Source organism: Variovorax sp. Soil_C_17 (assembly GCF_057657265.1).
This window is the reverse complement of record NZ_JBDGIT010000002.1, coordinates 806,719-825,298: the sequence shown is the minus strand read 5'-3', so window position 1 is coordinate 825,298 and position 18,580 is coordinate 806,719. Positions and strand designations below refer to the sequence as shown.

Below are 18,580 nucleotides of genomic sequence, written 5' to 3'. Positions count from 1 at the left end.
CGACTCGCTGCGTTTCGGGAGGCTCAGCGCCGGGTCTGTACGCCGATGCCCATGGTTTGGCAGGTGCCCTTCTCGAGGTCGTAGCCGGTGCGCCGGTCGAGGGTCTCGAGTGCGCGGCCGTACATGTGCAGGTGGCGGATCACCTGCTCGCCCCGGATCTCGACCGAATGGATGTCCTCGGGCATGAGCGCAATCCCGGTGCCGGGGGCGACGACCACGCAGTCCGTCTCGGCGAGTCGTGCGACGCCCGGCACGCTGCCGTCGTCGAGGCGCTCATAGACGCGGTTGTGCTCGGTGCCCTCCACGGCGGCGATGCAGGCCCAGGTGGTGTGGTTGTGCGGCACGATGCGCTTGCCGGGGCGCATCACGTTCAGGTAGAGCGCGTAGCGCTGGTCGGGATCTTCGGCGATCAGGTAGCGGGCCTGGTGCTCGCCTGCCTCGGGCGCGGGGAAGTCGGCCTCCGACCAGAGCTCCCGCCGCGCGGCCAGCGCCATGAGCGTGTCCAGCACGCCGGCGAGCTTCTCGCGCGTCGGCTCGCCCGCGCGCGTGGCCTGCTTCATGCGGCCGATCGCTGCGGCCACGGCTTCGTCTCGTTGGGGGGATGGCTTGCTCAAGAGGGCTCCTGCGTTGACGTGTAGGCTGCCACTGTAGGCAGGACGAGGATTGCGAACAATCCAGCGCGGGCATCGAATTCATCAATAACATTAATGGAATGAAAACCCTCGACCTCGAACTGCTGCGTTCGCTCGACGCCATCGTCTCGCACGAAAGCTTTGCCGCCGCGGCGGTCCACCTCGAACGCACGCAGTCGGCGGTGACGCAGCAGATGCAGCGCCTGGAAGAACAGATCGGCCACCCGCTCTTCGAGAAGCAGGGCCGGCAGAAGAAGCTGACCGACCATGGGCAGCGGCTGCTGACCTATGCGCGCCACCTGCTGGCCGTCAACGACGAGGCGATGCGCAACTTCCAGCAGGGGCGGCTCGAGGGCGTGCTGCGCATCGGCGCACCGCACGACGTTGCGGACACCATGCTGCCGCCGCTGCTGACGGAGGTGGCGCGCAGTTCACCGCTGCTGCAGCTCGACATCCACGTGGGGCGCAGTCCCTTCCTGATGGAGTCGCTCAAGCGCGGTGAGATCGACATGGCCATCTCCAACCGCGTCGATCCCGAACTCGAAGGGGTCGTGCTGCGCACCTCGCCGACCGTGTGGCTGTGCAGCGCGAGCTACCTGCACGACGAAACCAAGCCGATCCCGCTGATCGAGGCCGACGGGCCGAGCATCTTCCGGCGCCTGGGGCGCGAGGCGCTCGACGCCGCGGGCCTCGCCTGGACGCCGCGCTACACCTCGAGCAGCCTGATCGGCATCAAGGCTGCGCTGCGCGCCGGCCTGGGCGTGACGGCGCGCGGCGTGGAACAGCTCGACGCGGGCCTGCGCGTGCTGGGAATGAACGACGGCATGCCGCGCCTGCCCGACCTCACCTACCACCTGTACGTGCGCAGCCACGTCGTGAACCCGGTGACGCGGGATGTGTTCGAGATCCTGAAAAGCAGCATGCGCCTGCTGCGCACCGGCACTCCGCGCGAGGCTTCGCTTCCGCGCCGGTAAGGGGCCTGGGAGCGAGCACCGGACGGCGCCGGAGCGGACCCTGTTGCATCGGCGCACTACGAGTTTTCGTGGTACGCGGCCATGGGCGTGTCACGCGGGGCGGGCTACCCTCGGGAGGGCATCGTCCCGAGAAAAAACACCCCAGGAGTCTTCATGGTCGCACCCGCATCCTCTTCCGGTTCCAGCCAGGCGGCCATCGACCACGCGGCCGCGTTGCGGGCCGCCGAGGAAGCTCGGCGACGAGCGGAAGAGGCGGCGCGGCGCGCGGCGGAAGAAGCCAGGCGCCTGGCCGAGGAAGCACGGCGGCAGGCCGAGGCCGCGCGCAAGAAAGCCGATGCGATCGATGCGCTGAAGAAGGAGGCCATTGCCAACCTGCGCGAGAAGGAGGCCACGCTCGCGCAGTCCAAGCTCGACGACGTGCGGCAGCGCCGCCCGGCCAACGATCCCTCGGAAGCGACGCGGGCTGCGAAGACGGAAGTCGATGCGGCGAAAAAGACGGTGACCCTCTACGAGCCGCCGCCGGCCGGCCAGCAGCGGCCGGCGCTGCCGAGCGCCAACACCCAGGCCCTGCTCGACAAGGCGCAGAAGGCCGCCAAGCCGGTCTTCGAGGCCCAGGCGCGCGGCGGCGACGGCACCGCGGCGCAGCAGGCTGCCGTCGATGCCGCCGTCGACGAATGGCTGCAGGCCGCGCAGCAGGACATGCGCAACGCCGCCGTCCAGGCTCGCGCCGAGGGCAAGGACCCGAAGGCCGCCATCGACCAGGAGGCCGCGAAGGTCGAGCGGGCGGTCGACGCGGGCGGCGTGTTCGACCCCGAGTGGATGGGCGGCTACGTCGAGAAGGCGCAGGACGGCGTCAAGGCCGAGTCGCCGGCCGTCCGGCAGTTGCGCAGCGAGCAGTACCAGGTCAATCAGTCCGGCAAGAAGCAGGTCGCCGACGCGCGCACCGAGGCCGGCGATGCCGAGGCCGCGGCCGTCGAGGCCGAGAAGTACGCGGCCAGCTTCGGCGAGGGGCCGGGCGGCAACGACACCCTCATCACCGCCAAGCAGAACGCGAAGGACGAGGCAGCCCGGCTGCGCGGCATCGCGAACCGCGCCGATGCCAAGCTGAACGGGCTGGTCAAGGCCTACGGCAGCCGCGATCCCTCCGACCCGCAGAACCCCAAGACCAACGTGGTGGGCGCGGTCAACGCCGGCTACGAGGCACGCGTGGCCGACCTGGAGGTGCAGGACTTCAGCGACAAGTACCAGCAGGCGGTGGCCGACGGCGACGCCAAGAAGATCGCACAGGCCGATGCCGCGCTGCGCGATGCGCAGGATGCGCAGCGCTATGCCCACGCACTCTCGGATGACGAAACGGCCCAGCTGGACCAGATCGACGCCGGCGTCGAATACACCGACGCCGAGGCCGCGTGGAAGGCCGAGTCGCAGCAGCAGCCCGGCACCTATACCGTGACCGAGCGCGACGGCGACAAGACCAGCACGAAGACCGAGAAGGCCGAGGGCTACGACCCCGCCTTCTGGGCCAGGCCCGGCAGCGAGGAAGGCAAGAAGGTCCAGGCCATCGACGGCAAGTACTACTACGTGGACGGCGACAAGAAGACCGAGCTGCACCCGGCGACTGCGGGCGTCTGGGCCGCGCACGACAAGGGCGAAGCTGCGAAAACGCAGGCGGCGGGCACCGGCAAGACGCTGGCGCAGGTCAAGGAAGACCTGGTCGGCGGCGCCGACGGCAGCGGCCCCAAGCTCGACGAGGCGCTGTACCTCGACAACGCCGACGCCATCAACCAGCGCCTGGCCGATGCCAATGCCGCAGTGAAGACGGCGCAGGCCGGCCAGAACGCAGCCGAACGTCCGCCCGGGTTCATCGGCCCCGTGGTGGCGCCCAGCACGCCGCAGCAATTGGGCAAGGCGCTCGAGACGCAGCGCGTCGCGCAGGCCGAGGCCGATGCACTGAAGGCCATGCAGGACCTGCGCGGGGCCGAGCGCGACCAGGCCGCGGGCAAGGCGGTCGACGACGGCCGACTGCAGGGCCTGCGCGACGCCGCGCGCGAGGCGCAGCGCAAGCACGAGGAGGCACAACCCAAGCTCGCGCCGCAGGACGAGAAGAAGATGCGCGACACGCTGCTGCCGCAGGCGCGCACCGATGCGAAGACCAGGAGCGACACGGTCGACAAGCTCACGGCCCCCGGCAGCACCGCCACCGAGGCCGAGCGCAACAAGGCGATGGACGCGCTCGATGCCGCCAAGCTCACGGTGCGCGACTACGAGACCAAGCTGGAGCTGATCGATGCCGAGCGCGACTGGTACGCGGCGCAGTACCAGTATGGCCAGGCCCACTTCGCCAAGCCGCAGCTGTCCATGTTCATGAAGGACGGCGAGTCGGTCACGGCCGATGTCTACCCCGAGAACTACGACCCGACCTGGAACCTCAAGCCCGGCGCCGACGGCAAGGTCAGCGCCGAGGGCCTGCCGCGCGGGCTCTCGCCCGACGACATCGAGGTGCGCCAGGACGCGTGCGGCGGCGGCTACACGGTGATCGTCAAGAAGGACTCCGAGGTCGTCGGCTGGCAGAAGTCCGATCGCTATGGCGACTTGCGCCACTTCACCGTGCGCGAGGGCGAGTACAAGATGAACCCGGCCACGGCCCGGCTGTGGGACACCTCCGAGTTCGGCAACGGCCGGCTGGCGCAGGCGCGCAGCGAGCGCGGCAGTGTCGAGAAGCTGCTGGGCGATGCCGCGGCCGAGGCGCCGCCGCCGCCAGGGGCCCAGCCGCTGCTCGGGCCGGACGGCAAGCCGGTGCCCACGCTGCGGCTCGGGGACGACCTCGGTCCGCGCAAGAAACAGGTGGACCAGGACGTCGCCGACGCGACCACCGCGCGGGATGAGGCCCAGCGCGCTTACGACACCGGCACCGGCGACCGCACGCAGCTCAAGAACGCGCTGGACGATGCCAACGCGCGCCTGTCCATCGTGCAGAACGAGCAGGCCGCGGTGGACGCGGTGCTGCTGTGGCAGGAGGCCCACCGCACCCGCCAGCTCTATGAGGCCAACGAGCGCGCCGGCCGCGCGCAGACCGCCTGCTACGCCAAGCCGCCGTCGGAAATGGAAAGCGACGCGCGCGCCAAGGCGGTTGCGGCGCGCAGCACGTGGCTGGACTCGCACAACAAGTTCCACACCGACGTGGCGCAGCGTGACCTGGGCGCTGCGCAGGCCGCGCACGACAAGTGGAAGAGCGCGCATCCCGGCCTGGCCGAAACCGGCAGCGCCACCTGGCAGGCCCTGGAGGCCGCGCAGGCCCAGGTCGACACCGCCAAGCGCTACCAGGTGGCCGGCGCCACCGAGAGCGCGAGCGCGCGCGAGCAGGACTTCATCGCGCAGAACCTGCGGCCCGACCAGCACGAGAACGGCGCCGAGCTCTACAAGCTCTTCATGCGCGACCCGACGCTGATGGCGCAGTCCATCATCAACAGCCACTACGTGCAGTACGGCGGGCAGTTCACGCAGATGCAGGGCCGCACGCAGCTGGAGAATGCGGTCGCGACCGCGCTGGGCTGGAAACCCGACGTCGCGCCGGACCCTTCGACGCCCGCCAACAACGAGCGCCTTCAGCAGACGCAGAGCCTGTTCACCCGGCTCTCGAAGGAGCAGCAGGAGGTGCTGGACCGCACGGTCGACAAGATCGTCGAGGAGGGCGGCGACAAGGCGCGCGTGATGGTGCTGCCGGTGGTCTACGGGCTGGAGGGCGAGCAGGGCGGCATCGTCAAGACGGCCGTGTTCAAGGTCGAGACGAAGCCGGGCGAATCGAAGCTGGTGGACGAGCAGGGCTGGGTCTACGGCGACCTCGACGACTACCGTGCCAACAACAGCCTGCCGGTGGAAGGCGTCGACCTGGTCACGCCGGAAGACGGCAACTTCACGCTCGACGCCGGCGGCAACGTCAAGCTCTTCGCCGGCGATGCGCGCACCGAGACCGGCTGGGAGAGCTTCAGGCGCACGACGCACCTCGACGTGGTGGCCGGCGTGGTCGGCGTGGTCGCAGGCGTGGTGCTGACGGTGGGCTCCTTCGGCACGCTGTCCGCGCCGGGTGTGATGCTGATCGCGGGCTCGGCCGCGGTGCTGGCGGCCGGCTACGGCGTCGCGACCTCGGCCGAGAGCCTGTACCGGCAGGGCAGCCATGGGCAGGACATCAATCCCTTCAGCAGCACGCAGGCGCGGCTGGACTGGCTCAACCTCGGGCTGTCGGCGGTCAGCGTGCCGGTGGTGGGCGCATCCACCCGCGCCACCATCCAGGCCATGCGCGCAGGCAATGCGCTCAAGGCCGCGGCGGCGGCGCGCGGCGCCAAGGACATGGTGGCGGCCGACAAGCACCTGGCGGACTTCGCGCGCCATTCGCAGGGCGCGCAGGCATGGGGCCGGCCGGCCGCCGCGGCTGCCAAGCCGCTGGGCGTGGGCAGCGTCTACGCCTTCGAGGAAGGCGCGCGCTACATGATCGACAACTGGGAGCACATGACGCCCGGCGAGCGCCGGAAGCAGCTGGGCATGCTGGGCCTCAACGCGGCCGGCTTCGCCTCGCCGGTGTTCGCGCGCGGCTATGTGCGGGTGCACGACGCGGTCAAGCCGCAGATGGCGGCGGCGCAGCCGGAGACGGTGGCGACCGGCACCTTGGTGCCGACGGGTGGCCGCGTGACAGACGGGGCGCAGGTCATTCCGCTCGCCGGCCGGCGGCCGGCTGACCTCGCAGCCGACGATCCGCAGGCGCCGATCGCGGCAGAGGATCCCTTGCAGGCCTTCCGTGAATCGCCGCCGGCGCGCAGCGAGGACACGGTGCCCGCGCAGGACAACGTCGTCCCCCTGCATCCGGAGGGCCCGCCGCCGGTGGTGATGGCCGAGCCGCCCGATGCCGCGCTGGCGCCGGTGATCCCGCTGGTGCTGCGCCGTCCCGCGGGCGATGGGCCCGACCCGGGTCCCGGCGCGGTGCCGGCCTCCGCGCGCCGGCCGCAGGAACAGCCGTTGCCGCTGGCCGCGGGCGGCGAGGAGCAGGCCGCCAATGCGCCGTACACGCGCTCGCCGCACCGGCTGGCGACGGTGAGGCAACTGGGCCCGCAGGCCTCGGCCAACCACCCCGGCGGGCAAGGCACGCGCGGGCAGGGCGGATCGGGGCAGCCGGCCCGATCGGTCCCGCCCGCCAGCACGCATGCGAGCGGCGTGCCGCAGGCATCGGTGCCGCCGCCATCCTCCTCGGGCTCGGGTTCCGGTTCCGGCCCAGGGGGTCCCAGCGGGCCTTCGACGCCTGCCGCACCGACGCCGCCCGGCGGCTTCCGCGGCTGGGTGGCCCGCATCACCGGCCCGACCAAGGCCCTGTATGCCTTCGGCCTCACGCAGGGCGGCGCCATCACCGCCAAGCTCTTCGGCGCCGGCGGCTTCTACGACAACGTGACCGGCGGCCCCTGGGCCACCTGGGTCAACCAGACGCGCGGCCTGGGCACGCGCGGCGCCTACTACACCGGCAAGCGCGGGCTGGAGAACGCGCTGGAGTTCGCCCGCCGGGGCGATGCCGGATCGGCGGTGCGGCAGGTCGAGCTGGTGGCCAAGCGCGCCCCGCTGCGCGGCCTGTCGCCGGTGGAGATTGCGAGCAAGAAGCAGAAGGCCGTCGACCAGCTCGGCGAGTTCGGCGAGGCCGTGGCGCGCTACCAAAGGGGCCTGGAAGACGCAGGCGTGCCGCAGGACGTCGCCGAGGCTTTTCCGGTGCGCCTGGCCTCCGAGGCCGAGATCAAGACCGGCGCCGATCAATCGCTGCCGGAGATGGCGCCGGGCACCTTGATCGATTCGCTCGGCAAGAACACGCTGCTGGGCCGCGCGCTGCACGGCCCGGGCGCCTCGCCCGCGGCGCTGGCCCTTGCCGTCGACGCCTACAACGCCGGCGATGCGCAGACCGTCGCCGCCTTCAACCGCCTGCGCCCCGAGACGCGCGACCGCGTGCTCGCCGCGCGCGAGGCCGAGTTGGGCTACGGCCGCGCGCGCGAGATGGTCAACGAGAAGGGCAACCTGATCGACATGAAGGACGTGCAGGGGGCCCTGGGCAGCACCATGCACATGGGCTCCAAGGTGGGCGTCAGCTTCAAGTACCTGGCGCTGGGCTTCGCGACCAACTCCGGGCTCGGCGGCACCTACAACTTCATCAAGCATGCCTTCACGCCCGGCGCCTTCACCAGCCTGAAGGGCGGGATGCGCACCGCCGGACTGTCGGGCGAGGTGGTGGGCAACGTGCCGAACATCGGCATCCAGTGGAGCTATCTGCGCGCGCTCAACACGCGCACGAAGTTCTCCGATGCCGGGCCCGACAGCCAGGTGCCGATCGCGGAGGTCAAGGCCTACCTGGACAAGCGCCTCGAGCGCATGGAATACCTGCGCGACACCTGGTGGACGAACCGGGAAAAGTGGATGACGCAGAGTGCGCGCGACAAGGCGCAGAGGTCCATCGACGCCGATGTGCTCGCCCTCAGGCAGGCCAACGACCGCGGCGACCCGCCGCCCGTCGAGGACCGCACCTGGGGCAAGCATGTGCTGCTGCGCAAGGCGCAGGCCAACGAGCGCGTGGAGGCGATCCGGAAGGCCATCGCCGACGCCGAGCGCACCGGCGACGACAGCCATCTGCGCGCGGCAGCCAAGACCGAGAGCGAGAAAGCCGCCAAGTCGATGAACACCGCCGGCGACTTCATGGCCATTCCCAGCATGTACCGCTACACCTTCATGGGGGTGCTGCTGGCCTCCTCGGGGCATCCGGTGCTGGCGGGCATCACCATGTTCCACGGCATCGTCTCGAACGGCGGCTGGCTGCGCGCGCAGCAGGGCAAGGGCACGATCTACGGCATCCGCATGGCGCCGCGCGGCCTGTACGAAGGCAACGGCCTGTTCGGCGTGGGCAAGCGCATCGGCCGCGGCTACAACCAGGCGCTCGACCAGGTGCCCGACCGCGTGGGCGAGACGCTGGCGAACGTGGCGAAGAAGACGCCGGTGGTCAAGCGCTTCGCGAAGAGCGACAACCTCGTCGATTCGCTCAAGCTCGACGGCTCGGCCGAGGGTGCCGCGAACCGCCGCCGCATCCGCCTTTTGCTGACCGGCGCCACCGCGCCGACGGTGAACCTGATCAATGCGCTGTTGGCGGACGACGACAGCAAGAAGCAGGCGCCGCCGGTGCAGCCGCCGCCGCAGACACCTCCGGGCACGCCGCCGACGAGCGGGCCCAGCACTTCGCCGACGAGTCCGCCAACGACTTCACCCTCGACACCGCCATCCACGCCGCCCAGCACACCGCCGACCACACCGCCGACCACACCGCCGACCACACCGCCGACCACACCGCCGGATGGCCCGGACGACTCCGGCACCGTCGAGCCCACGCCGCCGGACAAGCCGGTCAAACCGGTTTATGTTTTCGTGGACGGCGATCAAGGCGAGAGCGCCACGCTGTGGGGCATCTCCGAGCACAACCTGGAGACCCTGCTCAAGCCTGCGGAGCTGGCCGAGGCACGAAAGGAGGGCGGCGAAAACCACGTGGTGAGCGAAGCGCTGTCGCAGCTCTTCAACCTCAACCCACGCTTCGACAAGCGGCTGATGGACGGGATCGTGACCCATGTCGAAGGCGATCCCGATACGCTGATCGACGGCTGGAAGATCCGGGTCGGGTAGGCGAATCGGCGCGATGCTTGAGCACGCCGGTGCGACGTGGCACGATCGTTCAGATGACCCTCAGACCCCACGAAGCCTTCCGCGATCCTGCGGGGAGCGTGATCCCCATTCAGGAACTGCGTCAGGCACGATGAGCAAGGCCAGGAAGACGGACAACGAGGCGCCCGCGCTGCAGCCGGCCGCCGACAGCCACGACCGGATCCGCGTGCACGGCGCGCGGGTGAACAACCTCAAGGACGTCAGCATCGAGCTGCCCAAGCGCCGGCTGACGGTGTTCACCGGCGTCTCCGGCTCGGGCAAGAGCTCGCTGGTGTTCGGCACGATCGCTGCGGAGTCGCAGCGGCTGATCAACGAGACCTACAGCAGTTTCGTGCAGGGCTTCATGCCGACGCTGGCGCGGCCCGAGGTCGACGTCATGGAAGGGCTGACGACCGCGATCATCGTCGACCAGCAGCGCATGGGGGCCGACGCCCGCTCCACGGTCGGGACCGCCACCGACGCCAACGCGATGCTGCGCATCCTCTTCAGCCGGCTGGGCAAGCCGCACATCGGCTCGCCGAGCGCCTTCGCCTTCAACGTGCCCTCGGTGCATGCAAGCGGTGCGATCACGGTCGAGCGCGGTGAAGGCAAGACCAGGACCGTGAAGCAGACCTTTTCCCGCACCGGCGGCATGTGCCCGCGTTGCGAGGGCATGGGCGCGGTCACCGACTTCGACCTGGCGGCGCTGTACGACGACGGCAAGTCGCTCAACGAGGGCGCGCTCACCATCCCCGGCTACAGCATGGAGGGCTGGTATGGCCGCATCTTCCGCGGCTGCGGCTTCTTCGACCCCGACAAGCCGATCCGCAAGTTCACCAAGCGGGAGCTGCACGACCTGCTGCACAAGGAGCCGACGAAGATCAAGGTCGACGGCATCAACCTGACCTACCAGGGCGTCATCCCGCAGATCCAGAAGTCCTTCCTGTCCAAGGACGTCGATGCGCTGCAGCCGCACGTGCGCGCCTTCGTGGAGCGCGTGGTGACCTTCAGCACCTGCCCCGAGTGCGGCGGCACCCGGCTCAGCGAGGCCGCCCGGTCCTCGAAGATCAGGAAGCTCAGCATCGCCGACGCGTGTTCGATGCAGATCAGCGACCTGGCCGGATGGGTGCGCGGCCTCGACGAGCCCTCGGTGGCGCCGCTCGTCGCCGCGCTGGCGCACACGCTCGATTCCTTCGTGGAAATCGGGCTGGGCTACCTCTCGCTCGACCGGCCGTCGGGCACGCTGTCGGGCGGCGAGGCGCAGCGCGTCAAGATGATTCGCCACCTCGGCTCTTCGCTCACCGACGTCACCTACGTCTTCGACGAGCCCACCACGGGCCTGCACCCGCATGACATCCAGCGGATGAACGAGCTGCTGCTGCGGCTGCGGGACAAGGGCAATACGGTGCTCGTGGTGGAGCACGAGCCGGAGACGATCGCGATCGCCGACCACGTCGTCGACCTCGGCCCCGGCGCCGGAACGGCGGGCGGCACCGTCTGCTTCGAGGGGAACGTCGGCGGGCTGGTGGCCAGCGGCACCATCACCGGCCGCCATCTGGGAGACCGTGCCGCGCTCAAGAAAACGGTGCGCGAGCCCACCGGCCAGCTGCCGATCCGGGGCGCGAAAGCGCACAACCTGCGCGAGGTCGACGTCGACATCCCGCTCGGGGTGCTGGTCGTCGTCACCGGCGTGGCCGGCTCCGGCAAGAGCTCGCTGGTGCATGGGTCGATGCCTGCCGGCGCCGGCGTGGTGGCGGTCGACCAGGGCGCGATCCGCGGCTCGCGACGCAGCAATCCCGCGACTTACACCGGACTGCTCGACCCGATCCGCAGCGCGTTCGCAAAGGCCAATGGCGTGAAGCCGGCGCTCTTCAGCGCCAATTCCGAGGGCGCCTGTCCGAACTGCAACGGTGCCGGCGTGATCTACACCGACCTGGGCCCCATGGCCGGCGTGACCACGATCTGCGAGGAGTGCGGGGGCAAGCGCTACCAGGCATCGGTGCTGGAGCACAAGCTCGGCGGCCGCGACATCAGCGAGGTGCTCGCGATGTCGGTGACCGAGGCCAGGGCCTTCTTCGGCGGCGGCAAGGCGCACACCCCGGCCGCGCACGCCATCCTCGAACGGCTCGCCGACGTGGGCTTGGGCTACCTCAGCCTCGGCCAGCCGCTCACCACGCTGTCCGGCGGCGAGCGGCAGCGGCTCAAGCTGGCCACCCACATGGCCGAGAAGGGCGGCGTCTACGTGCTCGACGAGCCGACCAGCGGCCTGCACCTGGCGGACGTCGAGCAGCTGCTCGGCCTGCTCGACCGGCTGGTCGATTCGGGCAAGTCGGTCATCGTCGTCGAGCACCACCAGGCGGTCATGGCGCGCGCCGACTGGATCATCGACCTGGGCCCCGGCGCCGGCCACGACGGCGGGCGGATCGTCTTCGAGGGCACGCCGGCGGATCTGGTCGCTGCGCGTTCCACGCTCACCGGCAAGCACCTCGCGGCCTACGTGGGCGGGTGAGCGCGGCCGATTCGCGGCCCCTCACTCCACGATGCCGTTGCGCGCCGAAGGCGGCTGCAGCGCATCGAGCGCCGACAGGCGCCGGTACTCGCCCGGCACCACCGCATAGGTGCTGAGGAAGGTCTTGTGCAGATGGCTCTGGTCGCTGAAGCCGGCCGCGTGCGCCGCATAGGTGACGCGTGCGCCGCCGGCGATCAAATCGCGGGCGTATTCGATGCGATGGCCCACCAGCAGCTCGTGTGGCGTGAAGCCCCAGGCGCTCTTGAAGCGGCGTTGCAGGTGTACCGGATGCCAGCCCACCGTCTCGGCCAGGCCATCGAGCGTGAGGCGCTGGTGGAAGCCCGAGGCGATCAGGCCGTAGAGCCGGTTCACGCGCTCGTCGCCGCTGTCGATGGCGAGCGCGGGGCCTTGCGGCGCGCCTGGCGCATCGACGGTCTGCAGCGGCATCCATTGCGCGAGTCGCTCGCGCAGCAGCGTGCGGCCGATCGTGCCGGCCTCCTCGTTGCCGCTGCGCGCGGCCTCCTGCAGCAGGCGGTGGCATTCGAGGAAATCGCCCGCGGCCGAAGGTTGCGAGAAGACGGCGACCGCCGCATCGCCTTCGACCGGCTGGACCCGGGCGCCGCCGGCATCGGCCGGGCTCACGCAGCGCGCGACCGCGAAGCTGCAGTACATCGCGTCTTCGCGCCACGGTGCGCTGCGGGCCTGCACCGAATGCCACACGTGCGGCGCCACGCGCAGCAGCGTGCCGGGCGGCACCACGATCACGCCCCCGGGCGTGCGCACCTGAAGCTCGGTGTCGCACACCGCGAGCGTGAAGCCGACGTGACGGTGCGGCCGGATCTCGCGCTGCATGTAGCAGTTGGCAGTGAATTGAAGCCCCGCGAGTTCAGCGTCTCGCCAGTAGCAGGAGTCGATAAGTTCCATCGAAGGCCCAGGTCCGGCGGACCTTAAGAATCTACAAGGCGAAAAATCCGCCGCTTGGTAATTTCGGCTTCATCGATTGCGGCGCAGTCGATTCACCGAAGGGCCGGAGCATGCCAGTGCCCAGCGATTCTGTGAAGGGCGATCGGCATCTCGACCACGTTTCGCATGCGTGGGGAATGCGCTCGTGCAAACCAACGTTATCGAACCGGAGAAGAACCATGAGATGGAGACAAGGGCGCCTGCGCCGCTGGATGTGCGCGGCAACGCTGGCGCTCGCCGCCTGCGCGCTGCCCGCGCAGGAACTGCGCATCGGGCTCGCCAGCAATCCCAGCACGGTGGACCCGCACTTCTACAACAACGATGCCGTCAGCGCGGTGGTGAGTCACGCCTACGAGACGTTGGTGGCGCTGGACCCCGACACGCGCCTGGTGCCTGCGCTCGCTGCCTCCTGGCGCGCGCTCGACGACCGGACCTGGGAGTTCAAGCTGCGCGACGGCGTCAAGTTCCACGACGGCAGCAGCCTGAGCGCGGAGGACGTGCTGTTCTCGCTCGACCGGCCCGCCGCGATCGCCAACAGCCCGAGCTCCTTCGCCACCTACACGCGCAGCATCACGGGCAAGAAGGCGATCGACCGGCTGACCGTGCAGCTCACCACGGCGGCACCCGCGCCGCTCTTGCCCAACGACCTGACGCGCATCTTCATCGTCTCGAAGAAGGCCGCCGAAAAGGCGAGCACCGACGATTTCAACCAGGTGAAGGTGGATGCCGGCACCGGCCCCTTCCGGATCGTGAAGTTCAGCCCCGGCGCCTCGGTGCAGTTCTCGCGCTTCGACGGCTACTGGGGTGCGAAGCCGGCCTGGGCTGCGCTCACGCTGCGCATGCTGCCGGCCGATGCGGCGCGCATGTCGGCGCTGCTGTCGGGCGACGTGCAGCTGGTGGAGAACGTGCAGGCCAACCTGGTCTCGCAGTTCCGGCAGAACAAGGACCTGGCCGTGTTCGACAAGGTGTCCAGCCGCGTGATGTTCCTCTACACCGACCACCGCGACAGCTCGCCCTTCGTCACCGACAAGGAGGGCCGGCCGCTGGCGAAGAACCCGCTGAAGGATGCGCGGGTGCGCCAGGCCATCTCGAAGCTGATCGACCGCAAGCTGCTGGCCGAGCGCGTGCTGGACCGGCTGGCCGTGCCCACCGCCAACATCGCCGCGCCCGGCATGTTCGGCTTCAACCCGAAGCTCGAGCCCGAGGCCGTGGACCTGGCCCGTGCGCGCAAGCTGCTGGCCGAGGCAGGCTACCCCGAGGGCTTCGGCCTCACGCTCTTCGGCCCGAACGACCGCTACATCAACGACGAGCAGGTGGTGCAGGCGATCGGCCAGATGCTCACGCGCGGCGGCATCGCGACCAAGGTGCAGGTCTCGCCGATGTCGACCTACGTGGGACGGGCATCGAAGAAGGAGCTGGGCTTCGGCCTGTTGGGCTGGGGCGTGGGCGGCGGCGAGCCCTCGGGCGCGATGCGCGGATTGCTGGGCTCGCCGGACAAGGAGAAGGGCATGGGCGCCACCAACTGGAGCAGCTACGCCAGCCCGGCGTTCGACGCGCTGCTGACCGAGGCGCTGCGCACCGTGGACGACCGCAAGCGCGAGCAGTTGCTGCAGGGCGCGGCCGAGCAGGCGCTGGCGAAGGACTTCGCCATCATCCCGCTCTACCACCAGGTCGCGACCTGGGCCGGCCGCAAGGGCATCGCCTTCGTGCCGCGCGTGGACGAGTTCACGCTGGCCTACCAGGTCCGGCCGGATTGAGCGGAGGGCGCACGCGCATGCTGCAGCAGCTCGACCACCTGCCTCCCGGCTTCCTGACGGCCTCGGCGCGCGACCTGCATCGCGTGCTGCCGGGGCCGACGCTGATCCACCTGCCCGGCGATGCGCCGGAGCCGTTGTTCGTCTCGATCCTGCTGCACGGCAATGAGGACGTGGGCCTGCTGGCGCTGCAGTCGGTGCTGGCCAGCCACGGCGCGCGCCGGCTGCCGCGCGCGCTCTCGGTCTTCGTCGGCAATGTGGAGGCAGCCCGGGCCGGCGTGCGCCGGCTGGAGGACCAGCCCGACTTCAACCGCATCTGGTCGACCGCGCCGCCGCGCACGCCCTACGAGCACATGGCGGCGGCGGTGGTGGAGGTCATGCGTCAGCGCGCCGTCTTCGCCACGCTGGACCTGCACAACAACTCCGGGCGCAATCCGCTGTACAGCTGCGTGAGCGGCACGCAGCGGCAACACCTGCAGCTGGCGCGGCTGTTCTCGCCGCTGGCCGTGCTGATCGAGTCGCAGCCTTCGCTGGGCGCGGCCTTCGCGGCCTTCTCGCCGAGCATCAGCTGCGAGTGCGGCGAGATCGGCAGCGCCCAGGGCGTGTTTCACGCGGCGGCGCTGATCGGCAAGTGCCTGCGTGCCACGCGCGAGACTTTCGAGGCCGGGGAGGGCGGGCCGCTCGACATCTTCCAGGCCTTCGCGATGCTGAAGGTGCGCGACACGCTCACGATCTCCTGCGACGGCGTGCAGGATGCCGATGTCCGGCTCGTGCCCGACATCGAGTCGCTCAACTTCCGCGCGCTCCAGGCCGGCCATGTGATCGCGACCACGGCCGCGCCGCTGGACATCGATCCGCTGCAGGCCCTGCGCCTGGACGGCGAACCGATCGCGGGCTTGCTGGTGCGCAACGGCACGCAGCTGAGCCTCGCACAGCCCGCCATCGCCGCCATGCTCACGCGCAACCTGCGCGCGATCCGCCAGGACTGCCTCGGCTACCTGATGCGGCGCGTTCGCCTCGCGGCCTCCTGAACCACCGCCGGCCTCACCCATGCTTGCCTTCGTGATACGACGCCTCGGGCAGAGCCTGCTCGTGCTCTTCGCCATGTCCCTGCTGGTTTTCGCCAGCGTCTACCTGATCGGCAACCCGGCCGACATCCTGATCAGCATGGATGCCGACCAGGCCGAGCGCACGCGGCTCGCGCAGGCCATGGGCCTGGACCGCTCCCTGCCGCTGCAGTACGCGCAATTCCTGTGGCGAGCGCTGCAGGGCGACCTGGGGCAGTCCTTCGTGCATGGCGTGCCGGCGGTGGCGCTGGTGTTCGAGCGCCTGCCCGCGACGCTGGAGCTGGCCGCGGTCGCGATGGTGATTGCGATGGGCATCGGGCTGCCGCTGGGCCTGTGGGCCGGTCTGAAGCCGGAGTCCTTCGCCGGCAAGGCGATCATGACCGGTTCCATCCTCGGCTTCTCGCTGCCCACCTTCTGGGTGGGGCTGATGCTGATCATGGTGTTCTCGGTGCAGCTCGGCTGGCTGCCGGCCGGCGGGCGCGGGCCGACCCGGGAGCTGCTCGGGCTGCAGCTGTCGCTCTTCAGCCTCGAAGGCTGGAAGCACCTGCTGCTGCCGGCGCTCAACCTCGCGCTCTTCAAGCTGGCGCTGGTCACGCGCCTCACGCGGGCCGGCACGCGCGAGGCGCTGACGCAGGACTACGTGAAGTTCGCGCGTGCCAAGGGGCTGTCGCCGGCGCGAGTGGTGGGGGTGCATGTGCTGAAGAACATCATGGTGCCCATCGTCACGGTGGTGGCGCTGGAGTTCGGCGCGCTGGTGGCCTTCGCCGCCGTCACCGAGACCATCTTCGCCTGGCCCGGCGCCGGCAAGCTGATCATCGAATCGATCGGCCTGCTGGACCGTCCCGTGGTGGTGGCCTACCTGCTGGTGGTGGTGGCGATGTTCACGCTGCTGAACCTGCTGGTGGACATCGCCTACTCGGCGCTCGATCCGCGGGTGCGGCTGGGCGATGCCGGCGCCTGAGCGCGCTGCAGACACCGCTTTCCACGACAACGACGATCCATCCCCATGAGTACACAGTTCGCCACCCTCGGCGAGGGCGCCGATGTGCCCGCCCTTCCGAACCCGAAGCCTGCGGCCGAGGCGCCGCCGGCCGAATCGCCGCTGCGCCTCTTCCTGCGGCAGTACGCCGAATCGAAGATCGCCGTCATCGGCGGCGCGCTGCTGCTCCTGCTGGCACTCGCCGCGCTGCTCGCGCCGCTGCTGGCGTCGCAGAACCCCTACGACCTGGCGCAGCTGGACATCCTCGACGCGCGGCTGCCGCCGGGCTCGCGCGCCGCCGAGGCCGGCCGGCTCTACCTGCTGGGCACCGACGAGCAGGGACGCGACATGCTCTCGGCCATGCTCTATGGCCTGCGCATCTCGCTGGCCATCGGCATCGTCGCGACCGTGGCGGCGCTGTCGCTGGGCAGCACGCTGGGCATGCTGGCAGCCTATGCGGGCGGACGGCTCGATGCCTTCCTGATGCGGGTGGTGGACATCCAGCTGTCGTTTCCGGCCATCCTGCTGGCGCTGGTGCTGATCACCGTGCTGCAGCCGGGCGTGGGCAATGTCGCGCTGGCGCTGGTGGCGGTGCAGTGGGCCTACTACGCGCGCACCGTGCGCGCGGCCGCGCTGGTCGAGCGCAAGAAGGAATACATCGAGGCCGCGCAGGGCCTGGGCCTGTCGGGGGCGCGCATCGTGTTTCGCCACCTGCTGCCCAATTGCCTGCCGCCGGTGATCGTGGTGGCGGCGCTGCAGGTGGCGAATGCGATCGCGCTGGAGGCCACGCTGTCTTTCCTCGGCATCGGCGTGCCGATCACCGAGCCTTCGCTGGGCCTGATGATCGCCAACGGCCAGCAGTCGCTGCTGGCGGGGCAGTACTGGATGTCGGTCTATCCGGGCCTGCTGCTGTTGGCGACCATCCTAGCCATCAACCTGGTGGCCGACCAGCTGCGCGATGTGCTGAATCCGCGGCTTTCGAGGCAGTGAACGCCATGACGAATCCCACGCTGATCGTCGAAGGGCTGCAGACCCGCTTCTTCACCCGTGCCGGCATCGCGACCGCGGTCGACGAGGTCTCGTTCACGGTGGACCGGGGCCAGGTGATGGGCCTGGTGGGCGAGTCCGGCTCCGGCAAGTCGATGACGGGCTACTCGATGCTGGGACTGGTCGACGCACCGGGCCGCGTCACCGGCGGCAAGGTGCAGCTGACGCAGCGCGACGGCGAGGTGCTGGACCTGCTCCAGCTCTCGCCGCGTGCGCTGCAGGCGGTGCGTGGCAACCGCGTCGCGATGATCTTCCAGGACCCGATGATGACGCTCAACCCGGTGCTGCGCATCGACACGCAGATGATCGAGGCGGTGCGCGCCCATCACCGCGTGAGTGCGAAGGCGGCGCGCGCGCGTGCGGCCGCGGCGCTGGCCAAGGTGGGCATCGCGTCGCCGCACGAGCGGCTGCTGGCCTACCCGCACCAGTTTTCGGGCGGCATGCGCCAGCGGGTGGCGATCGCGATCGCGCTGCTCAACGAGCCCGACCTGATCATCGCGGACGAGCCCACCACCGCACTGGACGTGACCATCCAGGGCCAGATCCTCGCGGAGATGCAGGCGCTGTGCCGCGAGTCGGGCACGGCGCTGATCTGGATCACGCACGACCTCTCGGTGGTCGCGGGCCTGGCCGACACGGTGTCGGTGATGTATGCCGGGCGCATCGTCGAGCAGGGCGCCGTGGCCGAGGTGCTGGAGCGGCCGCGCCATCCCTATACCCGCGGCCTGATCGCCAGCGCGCCGTCGCGCAATCCGCGCGGCCGGCCGCTGGCGCAGATCCCGGGCATGACGCCCTCGCTGCTCGCGCTGCCGCCGGGCTGCGCCTTCCAGGCCCGCTGTGCGCGCGCCGATGCGGCCTGCCGCGCGGCGCCGCCGCTGGTGCGCCTGCCCGAGCGGCAGCTGCGCTGCTTCCATCCTCATTCCGCGGACGCCGCGACGACGGCTTGAA

Annotated in this window: 10 protein-coding genes; 8 read left to right on the top strand and 2 right to left on the bottom strand. The window is 70.2% G+C overall.

All coding sequences use genetic code 11. The annotated features are described in order from the left end of the window. Positions 1-23: 23 nt before the first annotated feature. Complete coding sequence (locus AC3A6Y_RS12430) at positions 24-560, bottom strand: cysteine dioxygenase family protein (protein WP_487869050.1); 537 nt, start codon at positions 558-560, stop codon at positions 24-26. A gap of 152 nt (positions 561-712) precedes the next feature. On the opposite strand from AC3A6Y_RS12430, the gene AC3A6Y_RS12425 reads away from it, so the two are divergent. From AC3A6Y_RS12425 to AC3A6Y_RS12415, 3 genes are all read left to right on the top strand, one after another. Beyond that, complete coding sequence (locus AC3A6Y_RS12425) at positions 713-1,606, top strand: LysR substrate-binding domain-containing protein (RefSeq protein WP_487868531.1); 894 nt, start codon at positions 713-715, stop codon at positions 1,604-1,606. A gap of 153 nt (positions 1,607-1,759) precedes the next feature. Next, positions 1,760-9,295 (top strand): DUF4781 domain-containing protein, encoded by a 7,536-nt coding sequence (locus tag AC3A6Y_RS12420; RefSeq protein ID WP_487868530.1) that lies wholly within the window; start codon positions 1,760-1,762, stop codon positions 9,293-9,295. Between the two features lie 130 nt (positions 9,296-9,425). Continuing rightward, positions 9,426-11,822 (top strand): ATP-binding cassette domain-containing protein, encoded by a 2,397-nt coding sequence (locus tag AC3A6Y_RS12415; RefSeq protein WP_487868529.1) that lies wholly within the window; start codon positions 9,426-9,428, stop codon positions 11,820-11,822. Between the two features lie 21 nt (positions 11,823-11,843). Here the strand turns inward: AC3A6Y_RS12415 and AC3A6Y_RS12410 are convergent, their stop codons facing one another. Then, positions 11,844-12,746, bottom strand: coding sequence for a helix-turn-helix domain-containing protein (locus AC3A6Y_RS12410; protein WP_487868528.1), 903 nt, complete (start codon positions 12,744-12,746; stop codon positions 11,844-11,846). Between the two features lie 218 nt (positions 12,747-12,964). Between AC3A6Y_RS12410 and AC3A6Y_RS12405 the strand changes: the two genes are divergently transcribed. Genes AC3A6Y_RS12405 through AC3A6Y_RS12385 form a run of 5 tightly spaced genes read left to right on the top strand, consistent with a single transcriptional unit; the run spans position 12,965 to position 18,579 of the window. Further along, positions 12,965-14,542 (top strand): ABC transporter substrate-binding protein, encoded by a 1,578-nt coding sequence (locus AC3A6Y_RS12405; RefSeq protein WP_487868527.1) that lies wholly within the window; start codon positions 12,965-12,967, stop codon positions 14,540-14,542. A gap of 17 nt (positions 14,543-14,559) precedes the next feature. Beyond that, complete coding sequence (locus AC3A6Y_RS12400; protein ID WP_487868526.1) at positions 14,560-15,570, top strand: M14 family metallopeptidase; 1,011 nt, start codon at positions 14,560-14,562, stop codon at positions 15,568-15,570. 19 nt (positions 15,571-15,589) lie between these two features. Continuing rightward, the gene (locus AC3A6Y_RS12395; RefSeq protein ID WP_487868525.1) at positions 15,590-16,567 is read left to right on the top strand and encodes an ABC transporter permease; all 978 of its coding nucleotides are present in this window, start codon (positions 15,590-15,592) and stop codon (positions 16,565-16,567) included. Between the two features lie 45 nt (positions 16,568-16,612). Continuing rightward, positions 16,613-17,575: an ABC transporter permease gene (locus AC3A6Y_RS12390; protein WP_487868524.1), complete on the top strand. Its 963-nt coding sequence runs from the start codon at positions 16,613-16,615 to the stop codon at positions 17,573-17,575. A gap of 5 nt (positions 17,576-17,580) precedes the next feature. Continuing rightward, on the top strand, positions 17,581-18,579 hold the full coding sequence (locus AC3A6Y_RS12385; RefSeq protein ID WP_487868523.1) for an ABC transporter ATP-binding protein: 999 nt from the start codon (positions 17,581-17,583) through the stop codon (positions 18,577-18,579). The last annotated feature ends 1 nt before the right edge of the window (position 18,580 follow it).

Coding starts and splice junctions, on each gene's coding strand:
- AC3A6Y_RS12430 (WP_487869050.1), bottom strand. CDS start 560: ATGAAGCAGGCCACGCGCGCGGGCGAGCCGACGCGCGAGAAGCTCGCC.
- AC3A6Y_RS12425 (WP_487868531.1), top strand. CDS start 713: ATGAAAACCCTCGACCTCGAACTGCTGCGTTCGCTCGACGCCATCGTC.
- AC3A6Y_RS12420 (WP_487868530.1), top strand. CDS start 1,760: ATGGTCGCACCCGCATCCTCTTCCGGTTCCAGCCAGGCGGCCATCGAC.
- AC3A6Y_RS12415 (WP_487868529.1), top strand. CDS start 9,426: ATGAGCAAGGCCAGGAAGACGGACAACGAGGCGCCCGCGCTGCAGCCG.
- AC3A6Y_RS12410 (WP_487868528.1), bottom strand. CDS start 12,746: ATGGAACTTATCGACTCCTGCTACTGGCGAGACGCTGAACTCGCGGGG.
- AC3A6Y_RS12405 (WP_487868527.1), top strand. CDS start 12,965: ATGAGATGGAGACAAGGGCGCCTGCGCCGCTGGATGTGCGCGGCAACG.
- AC3A6Y_RS12400 (WP_487868526.1), top strand. CDS start 14,560: ATGCTGCAGCAGCTCGACCACCTGCCTCCCGGCTTCCTGACGGCCTCG.
- AC3A6Y_RS12395 (WP_487868525.1), top strand. CDS start 15,590: ATGCTTGCCTTCGTGATACGACGCCTCGGGCAGAGCCTGCTCGTGCTC.
- AC3A6Y_RS12390 (WP_487868524.1), top strand. CDS start 16,613: ATGAGTACACAGTTCGCCACCCTCGGCGAGGGCGCCGATGTGCCCGCC.
- AC3A6Y_RS12385 (WP_487868523.1), top strand. CDS start 17,581: ATGACGAATCCCACGCTGATCGTCGAAGGGCTGCAGACCCGCTTCTTC.